Origin of the sequence: Sphingobium scionense, assembly GCF_014197035.1 — a bacterium.
GTDB lineage: Bacteria > Pseudomonadota > Alphaproteobacteria > Sphingomonadales > Sphingomonadaceae > Sphingobium > Sphingobium scionense.
This window is the reverse complement of the sequence record NZ_JACIEU010000008.1, coordinates 34,991-53,873: the sequence shown is the minus strand read 5'-3', so window position 1 is coordinate 53,873 and position 18,883 is coordinate 34,991. Positions and strand designations below refer to the sequence as shown.

Genomic DNA, 18,883 nt, shown 5'->3' with positions numbered 1-18,883 from the left:
ACTCTTGTAACACGATCAGCAAGGGGATCGGGACTTTGGCGACACTTTTCGACATTCAGGCCACCGGGCGCAACGGCACCGGCTTTGCCAAGCGGATCAGCACCCACCTTGCGGCCGCCCTTGTCGTCTTCTGCCTGCTTCAGATCTTCATCGTCGCGAAGATGGGCGGCTCGCTGGTCCTGCACCTCGGCGTCATCATCGCGATCGGCGGTTTCGCCATCGCCGCGCGCGCGCTCGAACATCGCTGGCAGATGCTCGACCATAGTGGCCTGTCCCATGCCGGGCTGCGCCTGCGCTTCCGGCGCGACCTGCTTCAGCTCTGGGCCACCAGCCTGTTGGGCGCGCTGCTCTGGATTCCGGTCGCGATCATCTTCCACGCGCTGTTCGGCTAGGCGCCGGACCCTTTCCGCCCAATTCTCGTTTCCTCCTTCATCGCTTGAAGGAGGATTGCCCGTGGCCGACGCCAATATCTTCGATCGCCTGAAACAGGATCATGACGCCCATCGCCAGCTGTTCGCCAAGATGGCGGAAGCCATGCGCGAAAAGGATGACGAACGACTGGAAAAGCTGTTCGACCAGTTCAAGGTCGAGGTGACCGCCCATGCCGCCGCCGAGGAGGAAACCCTCTACGCCACCATGCTCGCCCAGCCGGACCTGCGCGAGGACGCCCAGCACAGCGTGTCCGAGCATAAGGAAATCGACGATTATCTGGAGGAGCTGGACGGCCTCAAATTCAACGGCGACGCCTGGCGCCGCACCTTCGACCAGCTCAAGAAACGCTATCTCCACCATATCGACGAGGAAGAGGAGGAGATGTTCCCGGCCGCGACCAAGGAACTGAGCAAGGCCAAGGAGGAGGAACTGGCGAAGCTCTTCGCCAAGCGCAAGCCCGCCGAACTGGCCCGCGCCGAGGCGGAGGACTGACCGGACCACCATGTATCGGGTGACGCTGGCGGGGCCGGACGATTTTGAGGGCTGGCGCGACGCCGCCCGCGCGCTGGCTCTCGCCACCGTTCCCGCCGACGCCATCCTGTGGGATGTTGCGGGCAGCGCTGCGCCCGACCTGTTCGGCAGCGATGCGACGCCCCTGCCCGCCACCCCGGCGAACGCAGCCTTTCCCGTGCCGCGCGCCTTCGTCGAACTGGCGCGCAGCGCGATCCTGCATCGCGATCCCGCCCGCTTCGCGCTGCTCTACAGCCTGTTGCTGGCGGTGCGTGCTCGGCCGGGCCGGATGGACGACCGCGCTGACCCGCTGCTGCGCCGGGTCGAGGATCTGGCCAAGGCGGTGCGGCGCGATATCCACAAGATGCGCGCCTTCGTCCGCTTCCGAGAACTGGATGAAGGCGACGGCCCCCGCTTCATCGCCTGGTTCGAGCCGGACCATCATATCGTCCGCGCCAATGCCGGCTTCTTCACCCGCCGCTTCGCGTCGATGCGCTGGTCGATCCTGACACCGGAAATCAGTATCCATTGGGATGGCGAAGTGCTGACCGAAGGCCCCGGGGCGCAGCGCGGCGACGCCCCGGCAGAGGATCCCGTCGAAGATGTGTGGAAGGGCTATTATGCCGCCATCTTCAACCCGGCCCGACTGAAGACCGGGGCGATGCTGTCGGAAATGCCGCGCAAATATTGGCGCAATCTGCCCGAAGCCGCCCTCATCCCCGATCTGGTCGCCGGCGCCCAGGCGCGCGAGGCGGCGATGATCGCCACCGCTCCCCGCCCCGCGGCCCGCACCGGCCCCCGCACCGGCAATAGCCGCGCCGCCTGGCAGGCGCTGCGTGACGAGGCGATGGCCTGCACCCGCTGCCCCTTGCACGGGCCAGCCACGCACACCGTGTTTGGCGAAGGTCCGCTCGACGCATCTTTGCTCTTCATCGGCGAACAGCCGGGCGATCAGGAGGATCTGGCTGGTCGCCCCTTTGTCGGCCCCGCCGGCCACTTGTTCGACGCCGCGCTGGCCGAGGCCGGCGTGGATCGGGCGCGCGCCTATGTCACCAACGCCGTCAAGCATTTCAAATATGAACAGCGCGGCAAGCGCCGCCTGCACCAGACGCCGGACGTGCCGGAGATCAAGGCCTGCCGCTGGTGGCTGGAGCAGGAACTGGACCTGATCCGCCCGCGCATCATCGTCGCCCTGGGCGCCACCGCCGCCCGCGCCCTGCTGGGCAAGCCGGTAACGATCAGCCAGATGCGCGGTCGTCCCATCCCGCTCGACGACGGCGCCGAAGCCTGGATCACCGTCCATCCCAGCTACCTGCTGCGCCTGCCCGACCCCGATCGTCAGGCGGAAGAACAGGCCCGCTTCGTCGCCGATCTGCGGATGGTCGGCGAACGGCTCCACGCTCGCACCTGATATAAATCCGTTGACGGCCGGCTCGGTGCGCGCGACGCTGCCGCCATCAAATTAAACAGGGGGTTACATGATCTGGGGGAAGGCAGCGGCGCTGGCCGCATGCAGCATGGTCGCGATGTCGGCGCCGGCCGCGATGGCCAAGGATGTCGTGGTCCATGCCGGACGGATGATCGACGGCACCGGCGCCGCCGCGCGCGAGAAAGTGTCGATCCTGATTCATGACGATCGCATCACCGCGATCCAGTCGGGCTTCGTCACGCCCGCCGGCGCGGAGGTGATCGACCTGTCGGCCAAGACCGTGCTGCCCGGCCTGATCGACACCCATGACCATATCACCGCCGGCTGGCACGCCGGCGACCCGATCCGCAACGCCGTGACGCGCAGCGCCTATGAGGACGCGATCGAGGCGACCGGCTTCGTGCGCAACACGCTGCTCGCCGGCTTCACCTCGGTCCGCGACTGCGGCGCCGATACCCAGGTGATCGTCGCGCTCAAGAAATCGATCGACGGCGCCGTCATCCCCGGCCCGCGCCTGTGGGTGGCGGGCACGCCGCTCGGCCCCACCGGCGGCCATGGCGATGCGGTCAACGGCCTGCGCGTCGAATTTGCCGACATTCCCCATATCAGCGACAATGTGATCGACAGCCCGGAAGCCGCCCGCATCGCCGTGCGCCGGCTGAAGCGCGAGGGCGCAGACCTCATCAAGATCATGCCGTCAGGCGGGGTCATGTCGATCGGCGACGATCCCAAGCATCAGCTGATGACCGACGAGGAGATCAAGGCGGTGATCGACACCGCCCATAGCCTGGGCATGAAGGTCGCCGCCCATGCCCATGGTAAGGAGGCGATCGACCACACGATTGCACTGGGTGTCGATTCGATCGAGCATGGCTCCTATGCCGACGCCGGCAGCTACAAGATCTTCAAGCAATATGGCGCCTATCTGGTGCCGACCATGCTGGTGGGCGAGCGCGTCTATCAGCGCGCCAGGGAACATCCCGAACAGCTCAATCCCTCGACCGCCGAAAAGGCATTGGTGATCGGCCCGCTGCTGCAGAAGAATCTGCGCGATGCCTATGCCGCCGGGGTCAAGATCGCCTTCGGCACCGACACGTTCGGCCTGTCCGACCATGGCGAAAATGCCCAGGAATTCGCGCTGATGGTGCGCGCGGGGATGCCGGCGATGGAAGCGATCAAGGCCGCCACCGCCAATGCCGCCGATCTGCTGGGCAGCGCCGATGTCGGCACGCTGCAGGCCGGCCGCTATGCCGACCTGATCGCGGTCGACGGCGATCCGCTGGCCGATGTCCGCCAGCTCGAAAAGGTCGGCTTCGTGATGAAGGGCGGCGCCGTGGTCAAGGCCGACGGCAAGCCGATGATCTGATCCCGTGCTGGGGCTGGCGTCAGACCAGCCCCAGCCGCGCCAGTTCGTTCAGCATGGCGGGCGGCATCGCTTCCAGATCGTCCGCCTCGCCGCCGCCCAGATCGGGCGGCGCGTCCTTGTCCTCCAGATAGCGCCAGCCCTGATGCGCGCGCTTGGGTGCCGTCCGCACCGGGATCAGCCGTGGCGCCAGCCGGATCCAGTAGCGCCCCTGCCCCGTTTCCTGGAAACCCAGGATCGGACTGCGGCCGACCAGCGCATGGCCGTGAATCCAGTAGAGCGATCCGCCATCCATCTCCTCCAGCCGCTTGGGCAGATAGCGGGTGGTCAGGCGCGCCTCGTCGGCATGGCTTTCCAGCCAGGCCTTGAGGGTCGCGGGGCTTTCGCTCTGGAAGGCGATCTTGGTCAGGTGCAACGGCATTGGCGTCTAGATGGGGCGGCGGTTCAGCCGGTCAATCCCGCCGCCGTCGCCAGCCCCAGAAAAGCGAAGAAGCCCATCGAGTCCGTGATCATGGTGACGAAGATGGAGGATGCCACCGCCGGGTCGAGGTTCATCCGGTCGAACGCCAGCGGCACCGCCGCGCCCGCCAGCCCGGCGGTCACGATATTGGTCATCATCGCCGCGGCAATCACGCCGCCCAGCGCGACATTGTGGAACACAAGCCCCACGCCCAGCCCCAGCACCAGCGCCACGGTGCAGCCGTTGAGCAGCGCCACGCGAATTTCGCGCAATATGGTGCGGCGGGCGTTCGACCCGGTAATCTGGTTGGTGGCAAGCGCGCGCACCGTCACCGCCATGGTCTGGCTGCCGGCATTGCCGCCCACGCCCGCGACGATCGGCATCAGCGTGGCGAGCGCCACCATCTGCTCGATCGTATGCTCGAAAATGCCGATGATCGTCGACGCGACCAGCGCGGTCAGCAAATTGGTTAGCAGCCAGCGCACGCGCGCGCGATAGCTGTCCATCACCGGCTCGTTGATGTCGCCTTCGCCCGCACCCGACAGGCGCAGGATATCCTCGCCCGCTTCCTCGGAAATGATGTGGACGATGTCGTCGACCGTGATCATGCCGACCAGCCGGCCGCTGCCATCGACCACAGCGGCGGAAATCAGCGCATATTTCTGGAAGCGCAGCGCCACTTCTTCCTGATCCATGTCGACCGGGATCAGCGTCTGCTCGCGCTTCATCAGGTCGGCCATGGCAACGCCGCGCGGACAGGTCAGCACCCAGCTGAGCTGACAGGTGCCGATCGGCTTATGGCCTTCATCGACGACGAAGATTTCCCAGAAATCACGGGTCAGGTCGCCATTGTCGCGCAGATAGTCGATCACCTGGCCGACCGTCATATGCTCGGGCACCGCGACCAGGTCACGCTGCATCAGGCGGCCGGCGGATTCTTCGGGATAGGAAAGCGCGGATTCGATCGCAGCGCGATCTTCCGGCTCCATCGCCTCCAGCACCGCCTGCTGGTCGGCCTCCTCCATATCCTCGATGATCGCGACGGCGTCGTCAGTATCGAGTTCGGAGGCGAATTCGGCAACCTGCTCGGGCGCCAGCGACCCGATCAGGTCGTCGCGCACATAGTCGTTGAGTTCGGACAGAACCTCCGCGCCGACCAGGTCGCCCAGCGCAGCCGCCACGTCGCCGCGCTGTTCCGACGGTGTCAGTTCCAGAAGGTCGGCGATGTCGGCGGGGTGCAGCGGCGATACCAGCTCGCGCGCATGATCGATGTCGCCTTCGTCCACCGCATCCAGCACGGCGGACAGGAATTCGGGCTTCAGCCGGTCATCCTCGTCCAGGCTCGACTCGGCCTGCTCCATACCGGCCGAGATCAGGCTCTCGTCAGCAAGTTCCTCGTGCGGCCGCGGCTCGGCCAAATCGCCACGTTCGGTCATGGCGCGCGCAACTGTCCGGTTCCTGTAACATTGCGATGCTTTCGCCGATGCACAATATAATTGCAATGGGCTTGGACGCGCTTTGGCAACAGATGGGACAGGCTTTGCCAAACAGCCGCTTCCATCCCTATCCCAAGCCTCTATATGGGGCCATCAACGCCTTCCCCAATGAGAGGATCTTTCATGGCCGACGAAACCCTTACCCTTTCCCTCGACAGCGGCGGCGACGTCGTGATCAAGCTGCGCCCCGATCTGGCGCCCGGCCATGTCGAACGCATCACCAGCCTTGCCAAGGACGGCTTCTATGACGGCGTGGTCTTCCACCGCGTCATCCCCGGCTTCATGGCCCAGGGCGGCGATCCGACCGGCACCGGCATGGGCGGTTCCAAGCTGCCCGACATCAAGGCCGAATTCAGCCGCGAACCGCATGTCCGCGGCGTGTGCTCGATGGCCCGCGCGATGAACCCGAACAGCGCCAACAGCCAGTTCTTCATCTGCTTCGACGACGCCACCTTCCTCGACGGCCAATATACCGTCTGGGGCGAAGTCACCTCGGGCATGGAACATGTCGACGCGCTGCCCAAGGGCGAGCCGCCCAAGACTCCGGGCAAGATCGTCAAGGCGACCGTCGCCTAAGCGATACGCCGTCAAGGCCACCGTCAGCCCTCGTGGGCATGGCGGCAGGCCCAGCCTCGACACCGGTGCGGCCCTGCCGCGCCGGTGTCTGCGTTTGCACGTCAGTGTTTCCGGGCCAGGCCGTCGGTCGCGGAAATCAACTGCGCGGTCTGGGTCGCATTGTCCGCCTCGTCCGCCGGCGGCGCGACATAGGCGCCGATCGATTCGATATGCCAGCGCCGATCCGCCTCGCTCGCGCCCGGCACCTCATCGACCCGACGCAGCACCACCTGGCGCAGCCGATACCAGGGCTTGCCGTTCGCCTTCAGCCGGCCATAGACCTGCACCGGCACCGTCACGAAGCTCGATCCCGCCGCGCCCTCGATCTCGGCCGGGCTGCCGATATTGGCATGGATCTCGCTGAAACCACGGAAGCGCGCGGCGAAATGCGCATCATCCTGCGCGCCGATCACACTCTGGTCGTTCCACAGATCCTGCGCGTCGCTGAAGCGCTTTTCCTCCAGCAAGCCATAATAGCCCTGCACCACCTGCGCCGCGCCCTGCGCGCTGTCGGGATCGATCGCCCCTTCCTCGGCCGGCGCCGGTTCGACCGGCAGGCCGCCGGGCGTGCCGGGCGCCGGCGGCGCCAGCGGCTCCATCAGCGCCTGCGCCTCGGCCCGGACATTATTCTCGACCTGGCTGGCATTGGCGCCATTGGCCAGATTGTCGATCGCACTTTCCTCCCGCCCGTCACAGGCGGCCAGACTCACCAGGCCCAGCAACAACGCGGCGCCAGCCATCCCCCTCATGAACGTCTCCCGCATCACTGGGGCCGGGTCCGTTCCGGCTCCCGGCCACCCCTTATTTCACCACCACTCCGCATGCGCGGTGCCGGACGGGCGCTGCCGCCCATGTCGCGCGGCGGGCGGCTCGCCTGGGGCGGGCGCTGGCCGGGCTGCGGCACATAGCGCTGATCACCACCGCTGGCGCCCGGCGTCGGACGCCCGCGACCGGGCGCATCATTGCCGCGCGGCGGACGCGGACGGCTCCAATTGCCGTCATTGGGCCGGCCATCGCCGCCATTCCAGCCGGGCCGGCCGTTGCCGGGCCGGCCATTACCCGGCCGATCGCCATCGGGGCGGCCATCACCGGGGCGGTCCCAGCCCGGTCGCCCATTGCCTGGTCGCCCGTCACCGGGACGACCATTGCCTGGCCGGTCCTTGCGGCGTGCCTCCCAATAGCGACGCTGGCCGTCGTTCCAGCGATGGCGGGCGCCGCCACGATCATAGACATAATAGCCGCTGCCGGGATAATAATAGTCGTTATACCAGCCGCCATAGCCGCCCGGCGCATAGCCATAAGGGCCGTAATAGCCGTCGCCATAATAGCCACCACCGCCATAATAGCCGGTGCCGACGTTCACCCCGCCATAACCATAGCCGTCATCATAGGCGCAGCCCCCCAGGGCCATCGCGCTCGCGAGACCAAGCGCAGCCAGGAATCGTGATCCGGTCCGCTTCATTGCCTGTCTCCTCATATCGTTCATGACCCCGGTTAACGCCCCGCGGTTGAATTGGTGGTGAATGAAAAGCGGTTCAAGATCGGACGTTTATCTGTCGTTCAGAAAGACCGACTTTCGTTCATCTTCCTGACAGAAACCGTGTCGTTTCCAACACATAATCATGGTTCGACCGATATTTCGCATTTCGTTCAGGAAACCTTCCGGCCGCCCCGTCCATTGATCCCCCATGTCCTTGCAGACGCTTGCAGCGCACGGGACATGCCGGCGGGTCCACACCCCGGCCCAATTTTCAGAAACAGATAAAGGGTCACCCCCATGAAGACACTGCTTTTCACGGCAGTTGCTGCCGCCACCCTGTTGCCTGCTGCCGCGATGGCGCAGGAAGACAGCGGCTCCACCCGTCGCATCGAACCCTATGTCGGCGTGATGGCGGGCGTGCATAATTATGACAACGAGACCAGCAAGGAGGGCATTCCCCCCGTCGGCTACAAGGGCCGCATGGTCGAAGGCGTGGCGGGCGTGAACTATAATGTCGCCGGTCCGCTCGTGCTCGGCGTCGAAGGCACCGTGTCAAAGGGCGTCAGCGGCGATATCGACTGGGAATATGGCGCGGCCGGCCGCGTCGGCGTGAAGGCCGGCAAGGACAGCATGTTCTTCGGCAAGGTCGGCTATCAGTGGACCAATTTCGACGCACTGGGCAAGGATAGCCGCGACTATCATGGCATGACCTATGGCGCGGGCCTCGAACTCTCGCCGGCCGACCTTGGCAGTTCGGCCGAGCGCAGCAATGTCCGCCTGCGCGTCCAGGCCGACACGACCGGCAATTTCCACTCGATCCGCCCGATGGCCGGCGTCGTCGTCAAATATTGATCGCATGAACGGACGGGCCGGTCACTGATCGGCCCGTCTGCCAAGGCTTCATCCCTCTCCTGAGGGATTTGGGGTGCGGGACGGCCATGGACTGCGGCCGTTCCGCATTCGCCTTCCCAAATATAGTTGACTCCGTCAACATTCAATGCTGATGGATCGGCATGGAACAGGCCATCGCAACCATCCGCACGTTCAACCGCTTCTTCACCCGCCATGTGGGCGCGATCGACGCGCGCTTCCTCGACAGCGACGCCAACCTGCCAGAGGCACGGCTGCTGTTCGAGATCGCCCGGCTGGAACCCGTCCTCGCCAGCACCCTCCAGGCCGAACTGAACCTGGATCGCGGCTATCTCAGCCGTATGATCGCCCGCTTCGAAAAGAAGGACTGGATCATCCGCGATCAGGAGGCGGAGGATGCCCGCGCCCGCCCGATCCGCCTCACCGCCACCGGCCGCGCCGCCTTCGACCAGATCGACAGCCGCCAGCGCGCCGTCGTCGCCCAGGATCTGGAACGGCTCGACAGCGTCGAACAGCAGGATCTGCTCCAGGCGCTCACCCGCGCGCGGCTGCTGCTCGATCCGGCCAGCGGCGGCCCCTTCACCATCCGCCCGTTCCGCACCGGCGAGGTCAGCCAGGTCGTCACCCGCCAGTCGATCCTCTACGCCGCCAGCCATGGCTGGGGCCGGCCGCTCGAAACGCTGGAGGCCGAAACCGTCGCCGCCTTCCTGCGCGACTTCAAGCCCGATCGGGAACAATGCTGGATCGCGGAGATCGACGGCGTCATGGCCGGCGCGATATTCCTGACCGACGAGGGCGACGGCTTCGCCCGGCTGCGCCTGCTCCATGTCGAACCCTTTGCCCGGCGGCGCGGCATTGGCGACGCACTGGTCGCCACCTGCCTGCAATTCGCCCGCGACAAGGGTTACCGCGCCGTCACGCTCTGGACCCACAAGATATTGGAACCCGCCCGCCGCATCTATGCCCGCCACGGCTTCACCTGCGTGTCGAGCGATGTCCACACCGTCTTTGGCGACCCGATCGAAGGCGAAACCTGGCGCGTCACACTCCTCCCCTGACCGCGCCTGTCCTACGCCGCACGGCGATGCTATAAGGGGATGGCCCAGGCTGGCCTTGCGTAACATGATTTCCCACAATTGATCGATAAGATCAAAATGTGCGGGAAATGTGCGAAGTTAAGCAATGAAAGTCCTACAGAGCGGGCCGGCTCGACCTGCCCGCTCCCGGGGTTGCGGTTCAGCCGCTGTTGCGCAGCGCGGTCGCGATCGCGTTGATCGACAGTTCGATGCCTTCCTTGATCCGGGAATCATCCTCGCCGGCACGATAGCGCTTGAGCAGTTCGACCTGCAGCAGGTTCAATGGCTCGATATAGGGAAGCCGAAGCCGGATCGACGTCTCTGTCGTCGGACTCTTTTCCAGCAGGCGGGACTGGCCGGTCACCGCCAGCAGCCCGTCATGGGTCAGCGACCAGCCCTCGCGGATGCGACCGAACAGCATCTCCGCCTGCGCCTGGTCCTCGACCAGCGGCAGGTATCGCGCGGCGATGCCCAGGTCGGATTTGGCCAGCACCATCTCCAGATTGGCGAGCGCCGACTGGAGGAAGGACCAGTGCTGCGCCATGTCGGCCAGCAGCGCCTTGTCCTCGAACGCGGCGATCGCGTGGCCGAAACCATACCAGCCCGGCAGCATCACGCGTGCCTGCGCCCAGCTGAACACCCAGGGAATGGCGCGCAGATCCTCTATCGCGGTGCTCTTGGTCCGGCTTGCCGGGCGCGACCCGATCTTGAGGCCGGAGATTTCCTGGATCGGGGTCAGCTGGCGGAAGAACTCCTTGAACCCCTCGGTGCCGTAGACCAGATCGCGATAGGCGGTGAAGGCATTCTTCGACAGCTCGTCCATCGCCGCGCTGAAACGGGCGGCGTCCCTGGCCGACACGCCTTCGGGTTCCAGGCTGGCAAGCAAGGTCGCGCTGGTCATCGCTTCCAGATTGGTCATCGCCACGTCGCGCGTGCCGAACTTGGCGGCGATCACCTCGCCCTGTTCGGTGATACGGATGCGCCCCTGCACGCTGCCGCGCGGCTGCGCCTGGATCGCCTTGAAGGCGGAGCCGCCACCGCGCCCGACCGCGCCGCCACGGCCATGGAACAGCTGCATCGCCGCTCCGGCCTCGGCGAAGACCGGCTCCAGCGCCTGGCTCGCCTTGTAGAGGCTCCAGGTCGATGTGATGTAGCCGCCATCCTTGTTGCTGTCGGAATAGCCGATCATCACTTCCTGATGGCCGCGCGCCTGCACCACCCCGGCAATTTCGGGCAGGCCGAAATAGGCGGTCATGATCTTGGGCGCGGCCTCAAGGTCGCCGATCGTCTCGAACAGCGGGATCGACATGATCGCCGCCTTGGCCGGGTCGCCATTTTCCGGCGCGCGCCACAGCCCGGCTTCCTTCAGCAGGATGTTGACCTCCAGCATGTCGGACACGCTTTCGGCCTTGGAAATGATATAATGGGTGATGCACTGCGGCCCATAGGTGCGGTGCGCCTCGGCCGCGGCATGGACGATCGCCAGCTCCGATGCGGTCTCCTCCGAATATTCCGCAAAGCGCGTGCCGAGCGGCCGGTTGGTCGCCAGTTCCCTGCGCAACAGGGCGATGCGGGCAAACTCGTCCAGCCCCGCATAGTCGGCCTCGACCCCGGCGACCTTCAGCAGTTCGGCAACGACGCGCTGATGCACATCGCTATTCTGCCGCATGTCGAGCGTCGCGAGATGGAAGCCGAACGTCTCCACCGCGCGGATCAGCCGGCCGAGCGCGCCGCCGGTCGACAGCGCACCATCGCCCTCGCTCGCCAGCCCCTGCGCCACGGTGACGAGGTCGCGGCGGAAATCGCCCGGCGCGGCATAAGGCTCGCCTTTCAGCGCCGACGGGCGCGGCGGCGCCTTGCCGACCAGATGGACATAGGTGGTCGCCAGTCGCGCATAAATGCCCGAAATGGCCCGGCGATAGGGCTCGTCCTGCCGGCTCGGCGATGCGTCGCCGCTCGCCTCCGCCAGCGCCAGCACCGCTTCGGGCACATGGGCGAGTTCGGTCGAGACCGACAGCTCTGCGCCCAGCGCATGGATCGCATCCATATAATAAGCCAGCGCCGCCTCGCAGCCGCGTCCCAGTGCCGATCGCAGCTGCGGTGCCTGAACGAACGGGTTGCCGTCGCGATCGCCGCCGATCCAGTTGCCGACCCGCAGGAAGCTGTGGGGCCGCGCGCCCAGCACCCGTTCCCACCGGCCATAGAGCGCCGGCAGTGTCGGCAGGAAGATGTCACGGAAATAGGTCAGGACATTGTCGATCTCGTCCTGCACGAACAGCTTTTCGCGGCGCAGCGGGCGCGTCTGCCACAGCAGCGCGATCTGGCGGAAGATCGCCTCGTCCAGATTTTCGCCGTCATCCGTCTCGGTCCGACCGGCATCCTTCAACTGCATCAGGTCGGCGATGCGATTCTTGTGATCGATCATGCTCTTGCGGCGCACCTCGGTCGGGTGGGCGGTCAGCACCGGCACGATCAGGCTGTGCGACAGCAATTCCAGCACCGCATCCTTGCCGATGCCATGCGATTCGAGCCTGGCCACCGCCGACGCGACATCGGCACCCGGCTCCGCCGCCACGCCCTGCCGGTCCTCGGCCAGATTGGCGAGCATCGAGAACAGCATGAAGCCGCGGGTGAAATTGAGCGTGTCGTCTAGATTGAGGGCATCGAGACCCGTGTCGGTCAGGTCCGCGCCCTGCAACCCGCGCGCGCGGTCGACCGAGGCGGACCGGATATATTCGGTCTGCTTGTAGAGTTTCTCCCCGCCATAGGCCCGAATGACATCGCCTAGCAGGCGTCCGAGATAACGGATGTCGGGATTCTGCGTGATCGCAGGCGCGGATTGGGCGGGGTTTATGCTCTCCATGATGGATCGATGCTGCATCGCAACAATGCGATGGTCAAGATATTACGCGGCCAACGCTGGCAAACTGCCCAATACGGGTTGCGCGCAGGCCACAGGCTGGGCCAAAGGACGTTCGTGACCGCCAGCATCAGCATAGGAAATGACGGCACGGGCAATCCCGTGCTGGTCGATGTCGAGGAACTGCTTGCCACCCGTCTGCTCGTCCAGGGCAATTCCGGGTCGGGCAAGTCGCATCTTCTGCGCCGCCTGCTGGAGGAAAGCGCGCCGATGGTGCAGCAGGTGGTGATCGACCCGGAAGGCGACTTCGTCACCCTGGCCGACGAATATGGCCATGTCGTGATCGATGCCGGCGACTATAATGAGCGCGAGATCGTAAAGATGGCGGCCCGCATCCGCGAACATCGCGCGTCGGTGGTGCTGAGCCTCGAGTCGCTGGAACTGGAAGCGCAGATGCGTTGCGCCGCGACCTTCCTGTCGACCCTGTTCGATGCGCCGCGCGACCATTGGTATCCCGCCCTGGTGGTGGTGGACGAAGCGCAGATGTTCGCCCCGGTCGCTGCCGGCGACGTGTCGGACGAGGCCCGGCGCCTGTCGCTCGCCGCGATGACCAACCTGATGTGCCGTGGCCGCAAACGCGGCCTGGCCGGCGTCATCGCCACCCAGCGCCTCGCCAAGCTCGCCAAGAATGTCGCGGCCGAAGCCTCCAACTTCCTGATGGGCCGCACCTTCCTGGATATCGACATGGCCCGTGCCGCCGACCTGCTGGGCATGGAACGGCGCCAGGCGGAGCAGATCCGCGATCTGGAGCGTGGCCGTTTCCTGGGGCTCGGCCCGGCGATCGCGCGCCGCCCGGTGGCGGTGAAGATCGGTTCGGTCAAGACCGGCACGCGCGGTGGCACCCACAAGCTGATGCCGCCGCCGATCACTACCGGCGAGGATTTTCAGGAATTGCTGTTCGCGCGGGTCGAGGAAGAATCGATGCCGCCGCCCCCGCCCCGCGCCGAACCGCCTGCCCGCCCGGCCGAGGAGATCATGCGCCAGCTCGCCGATGTGCCGTCGGCCAAGCCCGCCGCGCCGGAGCTGGATTTCGGCGAGAATGAGCCGATCGTGATCGCCGTGCTGGACGAGATCGTCGCGGACCTGGGCGAAGCCGTCCCCAGCGTCGCTGCCCTGTTTCAGGATTTCGGCGTCCGCTGTCGGATGAAGGGGCTGCGCAAGCCGCCGCTCGACCTGCCCGCCTTCCGCAAGCGTTTCGCCATGGCGCTGGCCGGCATGAGCGATTCGGCCGACCCGCGCTGGGAAGAACCGATCCGCGCCGCCGATCCGGTACCCGAAGATATGCTGGCACCCTTCCTGCTGATCGCCCGCGCGGCGATGGAGGGCGAGCCCTGCCCCGAGGACACGGTGCTGGCCCGCGCCTATGGCACCAGTTCGCCCGGCCGCGTCCGCCGGCTGATCGAATATATGGAGAAACTGGGCGTGATCGTCGCGCGGACCGATTTTGGCGGCCGCCGCTCGATCGGCATCCCCGCGCTCGGCCTCAGCACGGCCGCCGCCGAATGACGCAGGCGTCGGTCCTGTTCGTCTGCCTCGGCAATATCTGTCGCTCCCCGCTGGCCGAAGCCGCGCTGCGGGCAGAGGCCGAAAAAGCAGGACTCGACATCGTCGTGGATTCAGCCGGCACCGGCGACTGGCATGTCGGCGATGCGCCCGATCCGCGCGCGCAGGCGGTGGCGCGGCGCCATGGCATCGACATCAGCCTCTATCGCGGGCGCCAGGCGAAGCCGGCGGATTTCCACCGCTTCACCCATGTCTTCGCGCTCGACAGCGACAATCTCGCCAATCTGCGCCGCATCCGCCCCGCCGACGGCACCGCCAGCCTGTCATTGCTGATGGACTTGGTGCCGGGGCGGGAAGGCAGCGGGGTCACCGACCCCTATTATGGCGATGATGCCGGTTTCGATATCACCTGGGACGATGTCACCCGCGCCGCCAGGGCAATCGTGGCCAGGCTCCAGGCCTGACCACCACCCCAATCAGGCCAAGCTCGTCGCGATCGGCAGGCCCTGCTTCAAGGTCATCGTGACCGGGGTCCGCTCGGCAACATCGGCCAACCGCGCCCGCTGCTCCGCGTCCAGCCCGACGATCGTCAGCGTCCGGTCGATCCGCTTTTCCTCCTTGCCCGACAGGCGTAAATCCACGTCGAGCGATTCAAGCGGCCAGCCCTTCTTCTCCGCATACATGCGCAGCGTGATCGCGGTGCAGGCCCCCAAGGCCGCCAGCAGCAGGTCATAGGGCGTCGGGCCGAGATTGGCGCCGCCCAACGCCTCCGGCTCGTCGGCGGTGATGGCATGACCGCCGACGACGATCTCCGTGCGATACCGGTCCTTGCCGATATGGGCGCTACCCTGGGCCATGATGCTGCTCCTTATGCCGGGAGGGGGATGAATTCATGCTCTTGCGGCACCGGGGCGAAGCGCTGGGCCTGCCAGTCAGCCTTGGCCTGCTCGATCCGATCGGGCGAGGAAGAGACGAAGTTCCAGAAGATATGGCGCTTCTCGGGCAGCGGTTCGCCGCCCATCAGCATCAGCCGGGTCGCGCCCCTGGCGCGCAGAATGATCTCCGCGCCGGGCTTGAACACCACCAGTTCACCGGTCGTAAAGCCGCCGGTCTGGCCGATCACTTCGACTTCGCCTTGCACCACATAGATGGCGCGTTCGACATGTTCGGCCTTCAATTGATAGCGGGCGCCGTCCTGCAGCACGATATCGGCATAGACCATGTCGGAGAAGGTCTTCACCGGCGAGACCAGACCATCGGAACTGCCGGCGATCAGGGTCAGGCGGGTGCCCGCATCCTCGATCGTCGGGATTTCGTTGGCCTTGTGATGGGCGAAGCCCGGATCGACCTCTTCCGCCTGCGTCGGCAGCGCAACCCAGGTTTGCAGGCCGAACAGCTTGCCGCCCTTGGCGCGATTTTCCTCGCTGGTGCGCTCGCTATGGACGATGCCACTGCCAGCGGTCATCCAATTGACCTCGCCGGGGCGGATCGACTGGACCGATCCGATGCTGTCGCGGTGCAGGATTTCGCCCTCCAGCAGATAGGTGACGGTGGCAAGGCCGATATGCGGGTGCGGCCGGACGTCCAGCCCCTCGCCGCTGTTGAAGGTCGCCTCGCCCATCTGGTCGAAGAAGATGAAGGGGCCGACCATACGGCGATGCGCGGACGGCAACGCCCGGCGGACCGAGAAGCCATCGCCCAGATCGCGGACCGGGGGCAGGATGACCAGATCGACGCCGTCGACCTCTGAAGTGCGGATGGACATGGGACTTATCCTCTCTTCGAGAAATGGGGTCAGGCGCCGAGCAGCGCCAGTGCTTCGATCTGGGCGCGGCTATAGCCCTGCGCGGCGAGTGTGGGGACATGGCGTTCGGCGATCGCGCGGGTGCGGCCGGATTCGCAGAGAAATGCGCGGACATCATGCAGATGCGGGGCCAGCGTCACCGGATGGACCTTTTTCGGCCCCAGGATCGCGTCGAGCGCATGGCCGATCCGCGAGCGGACCGGGCCGGCAGCCACCGGTTCGCCACAGCCGCAATCGGCAACGGCGCTCAGGGTGGCCTTCACGTCCTGCCATTCGGCGGAGCTGAGGCGCGGTATGGCGATGTTCAGCATGAGAAGGCTCCCTGTTCGTCTTGACCGTTTCGTTGGCCTCCTTCTAGCGCGACGATGCTTTCAGGATCAGCCGGATAAAATCGGTCACTCTGTTCTATATTCTGGAAAAGAAGGGGCGCAATATTGGCGCCCCTCCCCTTGATCATCAGGCCGCGTCGACCAGCACGATTTCGCTATCCTCGATCGCCGTCACGCGGATGACATCCAGATCCTGGATCGCCACGCCGTCGCGGGCATTGGCCCGCACATCGTCGATCTGGATCGCGCCGGTCGCCGGCACCAGATAGGCCTTGCGATCCTTGCCGATCGGATATTCGGCGGTCTCGCCAGCCTTCAGCGTCGCGGCGACAACCCGCGCATCGGTGCGGATCGGCAGCGCGTCATTGTCATTCCCATAACCCGACGCCAAGGTCACGAACTGGCCGCTCCGCTCACCCTTGGGGAAGGGACGCGAGCCCCAGCTGGGCGCTTCGCCGTCGCGGGTCGGGATGATCCAGATCTGGAAGATCTGCGTCGTCACATCCTCGCGATTATATTCCGAATGGGTGATGCCGGTGCCGGCCGACATGACCTGCACATCGCCTGCCTCGGTCCGGCCCTTGTTGCCCAGATTGTCCTGATGGGTGATCGCGCCTTCGCGGACATAGGTGATGATTTCCATGTCGCGGTGCGGATGCGGCGGAAAGCCGGTGCCAGGTGCGATCGTGTCGTCATTCCAGACGCGCAGATTGCCCCAATGGACGCGGGCGGGATCATGATAGCCGGCGAACGAGAAATGATGCTTGGCATCCAGCCAACCATGATTGGCGCCGCCCAGGCTATCAAAAGGACGAAGTTCGATCATCTTGTGTCTCCTGCGGGCGGCGCATCCATGATGGGGCCGCCCGGTCGAAGACCCAATTAGCGCTTGAACGCATTTCCGTTCAGATGGATAAAATCCATCGAAACGTTCCAGGAAATCGAACAGTGAACAATCCCGGTACCCCGACCTTCGACCAGTTGCGCATCTTCCTCACTATCGTCGACACCGGCAGCTTCGCCGCCGCCGGGCGCAAGCTCAACCGCGCCGTGTCGGTCATCAGCTATGGTATCGCCAATCTGGAAACGCAGCTGGGCGTGTTGCTGTTCGAGCGCGAAGGCACGCGCAAGCCGCAACTGACCGTCGCCGGCCGCGCGCTGCTGGCCGAGGCCCGCAGCATCGCCCATGGTATCGACGGGCTGCGCGCCAAGGTGAAAGGATTGCTCGACGGGCTGGAGGCCGAGGTCAATCTGGCCGTCGACGTGATGTTGCCGGCCGAGCGACTGGGCAAGGTGCTGCGCGCCTTTGCCAAGGAATTTCCCACGGTGCAACTGCGCCTCCATGCCGAGGCGCTGGGCGCGATCGTGGCGATGGTGCTGGACCGGGGCGCGGTGATCGGCCTTTCCGGCCCGCTATCGGCCGGTGTCGAAGGGATCGAGAGCATGTCGGCCGGCTTGGTGCCGATGGTCCCGGTGGCCGCGCCCGATCATCCGCTCGGCCGGATGGAGGTGATCGCACCGGGCGCCGGGCGCGATTATACGCAGCTGGTGCTGACCGACCGGTCGCGCTTTACCGAAGGCCGCGATTTCTCGGTCAGCAGCCCCAAGACCTGGCGCCTCGCCGATCTGGGCGCCAAACATGCGCTGCTGCGCGAAGGCATTGGCTGGGGCAATATGCCGCTGCCGATGATCGAGGCAGATCTGGTCGCGGGCACATTGGTGCGCCTCGCCATGCCCGATCATCCCGGCGGCACCTATCGCTTCTCCGGCATCTGGCGTCGCGACACCCCGCCCGGCCCGGCCGCGTCCTGGTTGATCGACCAGTTCGTGGCATTGGGCGCCGACGATCGCGAGGCGACCGGGATGAGCGACGTCTAAGCGGGTTCGCTGGCGGCCGGATGCAGCGCGCAGGCTGCCGTGCCTGCAAGGACCAGCGCACCGGCCAGGATCAGCGGCGCAACCAACCCGCCATGGGTGACCATCGCCGCACCGATCGCCGCCCCCAGGAAGATGGCGCCCACGCTGCCGATACGGCGCGCGATGTTGGGATTGCTGCCGCCGGCCAGACTAGAATCGGCGGCGAGGCCGGTCAGGGTGAGCGTCAATACCGTCGTCGTCAGGTCGGGCACCTTGAGCTGGCGGATCGTCGAATTGCGAAAGCCCATGGCGAGGCCGGTCAGCGCGATGATCGCATAAAGGCTGGTGCCGGGCGACTGGGCGGGAATGTCGAAACCTACGGCGACACCGGCCGCGATCCACAGCAGCGCCGCCTCGATCAGCGCAGCCAGCATCAGCCAGCGACGCAGCGGCAGCCCGGCATGCCCCTTCCCCACGCGTCCGGCGACCAGCGCGCCGATCAGAAACGCCGCGATCGCCACCAGATAGGGGGCGACGCGGAAGCCCGGCGTGCCGGCCGCGGCAAAGCCCAGAAAGACGATGTTGCCTGTCATGTTCGCCGTAAACACCTTGCCCAGCCCCAGCACGCTGATCGCGTCGACCAGGCCCGTGGTCACGGACAGGAGCAATAGCAGCCAGGGCAATGGCGCAGCGGAGGCTTTGGTGGCGGTCATGGCACTATCCCTTGGTTCAATGTCAA

20 protein-coding genes are annotated in these 18,883 nt (G+C 65.8%); 10 read left to right on the top strand and 10 right to left on the bottom strand.

Annotated features, from left to right (window positions below; translation table 11 throughout):
• Window positions 1-35: 35 nt before the first annotated feature.
• From GGQ90_RS10825 to GGQ90_RS10810, 4 genes are all read left to right on the top strand, one after another.
• Complete coding sequence (locus tag GGQ90_RS10825; protein WP_188082174.1) at window positions 36-392, top strand: hypothetical protein; 357 nt, start codon at window positions 36-38, stop codon at window positions 390-392.
• 61 nt (window positions 393-453) lie between these two features.
• Complete coding sequence (locus GGQ90_RS10820) at window positions 454-924, top strand: hemerythrin domain-containing protein (protein WP_188082173.1); 471 nt, start codon at window positions 454-456, stop codon at window positions 922-924.
• Window positions 925-934: 10 nt separating this feature from the next.
• On the top strand, window positions 935-2,353 hold the full coding sequence (locus tag GGQ90_RS10815; RefSeq protein ID WP_188082172.1) for a UdgX family uracil-DNA binding protein: 1,419 nt from the start codon (window positions 935-937) through the stop codon (window positions 2,351-2,353).
• A gap of 67 nt (window positions 2,354-2,420) precedes the next feature.
• A complete protein-coding gene (locus tag GGQ90_RS10810; RefSeq protein ID WP_188082171.1) occupies window positions 2,421-3,737 on the top strand; it encodes a metal-dependent hydrolase family protein in 1,317 nt (438 codons plus the stop codon).
• A gap of 19 nt (window positions 3,738-3,756) precedes the next feature.
• Here GGQ90_RS10810 and GGQ90_RS10805 read toward each other — a convergent pair whose 3' ends face one another.
• The gene (locus tag GGQ90_RS10805) at window positions 3,757-4,155 is read right to left on the bottom strand and encodes a DUF1489 family protein (RefSeq protein ID WP_007710206.1); all 399 of its coding nucleotides are present in this window, start codon (window positions 4,153-4,155) and stop codon (window positions 3,757-3,759) included.
• Window positions 4,156-4,178: 23 nt separating this feature from the next.
• Entirely contained in the window at window positions 4,179-5,630 is a 1,452-nt protein-coding gene (gene mgtE, locus GGQ90_RS10800; RefSeq protein ID WP_188082170.1) for a magnesium transporter, read from the bottom strand.
• Window positions 5,631-5,813: 183 nt separating this feature from the next.
• On the opposite strand from mgtE, the gene GGQ90_RS10795 reads away from it, so the two are divergent.
• Complete coding sequence (locus GGQ90_RS10795; protein WP_037508415.1) at window positions 5,814-6,266, top strand: peptidylprolyl isomerase; 453 nt, start codon at window positions 5,814-5,816, stop codon at window positions 6,264-6,266.
• 101 nt (window positions 6,267-6,367) lie between these two features.
• On the opposite strand, the gene GGQ90_RS10790 is transcribed toward GGQ90_RS10795, so the two are convergent.
• Both GGQ90_RS10790 and GGQ90_RS10785 read right to left on the bottom strand, forming a co-directional pair.
• On the bottom strand, window positions 6,368-7,054 hold the full coding sequence (locus GGQ90_RS10790) for a hypothetical protein (RefSeq protein ID WP_188082169.1): 687 nt from the start codon (window positions 7,052-7,054) through the stop codon (window positions 6,368-6,370).
• Between the two features lie 14 nt (window positions 7,055-7,068).
• On the bottom strand, window positions 7,069-7,767 hold the full coding sequence (locus GGQ90_RS10785; protein WP_188082168.1) for a peptidase: 699 nt from the start codon (window positions 7,765-7,767) through the stop codon (window positions 7,069-7,071).
• Between the two features lie 315 nt (window positions 7,768-8,082).
• Between GGQ90_RS10785 and GGQ90_RS10780 the strand changes: the two genes are divergently transcribed.
• Together GGQ90_RS10780 and GGQ90_RS10775 are read left to right on the top strand one after the other, a co-directional pair.
• Window positions 8,083-8,637 (top strand): outer membrane protein, encoded by a 555-nt coding sequence (locus GGQ90_RS10780; RefSeq protein ID WP_188082167.1) that lies wholly within the window; start codon window positions 8,083-8,085, stop codon window positions 8,635-8,637.
• 161 nt (window positions 8,638-8,798) lie between these two features.
• Window positions 8,799-9,713 carry a bifunctional helix-turn-helix transcriptional regulator/GNAT family N-acetyltransferase gene (locus tag GGQ90_RS10775; RefSeq protein WP_188082166.1) on the top strand — a complete coding sequence of 305 codons (915 nt, stop codon included), beginning with the start codon at window positions 8,799-8,801 and terminating at the stop codon, window positions 9,711-9,713.
• A 178-nt stretch (window positions 9,714-9,891) separates the two neighbouring features.
• Here GGQ90_RS10775 and ppc read toward each other — a convergent pair whose 3' ends face one another.
• Window positions 9,892-12,594 carry a phosphoenolpyruvate carboxylase gene (ppc, locus tag GGQ90_RS10770; RefSeq protein WP_188082165.1) on the bottom strand — a complete coding sequence of 901 codons (2,703 nt, stop codon included), beginning with the start codon at window positions 12,592-12,594 and terminating at the stop codon, window positions 9,892-9,894.
• A gap of 114 nt (window positions 12,595-12,708) precedes the next feature.
• Here ppc and GGQ90_RS10765 point away from each other — a divergent pair, with 114 nt between their 5' ends.
• Together GGQ90_RS10765 and GGQ90_RS10760 are read left to right on the top strand one after the other, a co-directional pair.
• On the top strand, window positions 12,709-14,157 hold the full coding sequence (locus tag GGQ90_RS10765) for a helicase HerA domain-containing protein (protein WP_007710185.1): 1,449 nt from the start codon (window positions 12,709-12,711) through the stop codon (window positions 14,155-14,157).
• Window positions 14,154-14,618: a low molecular weight protein-tyrosine-phosphatase gene (locus tag GGQ90_RS10760; protein ID WP_188082164.1), complete on the top strand. Its 465-nt coding sequence runs from the start codon at window positions 14,154-14,156 to the stop codon at window positions 14,616-14,618. The genes GGQ90_RS10765 and GGQ90_RS10760 overlap by 4 nt, the downstream gene beginning before the upstream one ends.
• Before the next feature lie 12 nt (window positions 14,619-14,630).
• On the opposite strand, the gene GGQ90_RS10755 is transcribed toward GGQ90_RS10760, so the two are convergent.
• From GGQ90_RS10755 to GGQ90_RS10740, 4 genes are all read right to left on the bottom strand, one after another.
• Window positions 14,631-15,011 carry an OsmC family protein gene (locus GGQ90_RS10755; protein WP_188082163.1) on the bottom strand — a complete coding sequence of 127 codons (381 nt, stop codon included), beginning with the start codon at window positions 15,009-15,011 and terminating at the stop codon, window positions 14,631-14,633.
• An 11-nt stretch (window positions 15,012-15,022) separates the two neighbouring features.
• On the bottom strand, window positions 15,023-15,919 hold the full coding sequence (locus tag GGQ90_RS10750; RefSeq protein WP_188082162.1) for a pirin family protein: 897 nt from the start codon (window positions 15,917-15,919) through the stop codon (window positions 15,023-15,025).
• A gap of 29 nt (window positions 15,920-15,948) precedes the next feature.
• Complete coding sequence (locus GGQ90_RS10745; RefSeq protein ID WP_188082161.1) at window positions 15,949-16,269, bottom strand: hypothetical protein; 321 nt, start codon at window positions 16,267-16,269, stop codon at window positions 15,949-15,951.
• Window positions 16,270-16,414: 145 nt separating this feature from the next.
• On the bottom strand, window positions 16,415-17,113 hold the full coding sequence (locus tag GGQ90_RS10740) for a pirin family protein (RefSeq protein ID WP_188082160.1): 699 nt from the start codon (window positions 17,111-17,113) through the stop codon (window positions 16,415-16,417).
• Between the two features lie 122 nt (window positions 17,114-17,235).
• Here GGQ90_RS10740 and GGQ90_RS10735 point away from each other — a divergent pair, with 122 nt between their 5' ends.
• Window positions 17,236-18,165, top strand: coding sequence for a LysR substrate-binding domain-containing protein (locus GGQ90_RS10735; protein WP_188082159.1), 930 nt, complete (start codon window positions 17,236-17,238; stop codon window positions 18,163-18,165).
• On the opposite strand, the gene GGQ90_RS10730 is transcribed toward GGQ90_RS10735, so the two are convergent.
• The gene (locus GGQ90_RS10730; protein WP_188082158.1) at window positions 18,162-18,857 is read right to left on the bottom strand and encodes a YoaK family protein; all 696 of its coding nucleotides are present in this window, start codon (window positions 18,855-18,857) and stop codon (window positions 18,162-18,164) included. The genes GGQ90_RS10735 and GGQ90_RS10730 overlap by 4 nt on opposite strands.
• Between the last annotated feature and the right edge of the window lie 26 nt (window positions 18,858-18,883).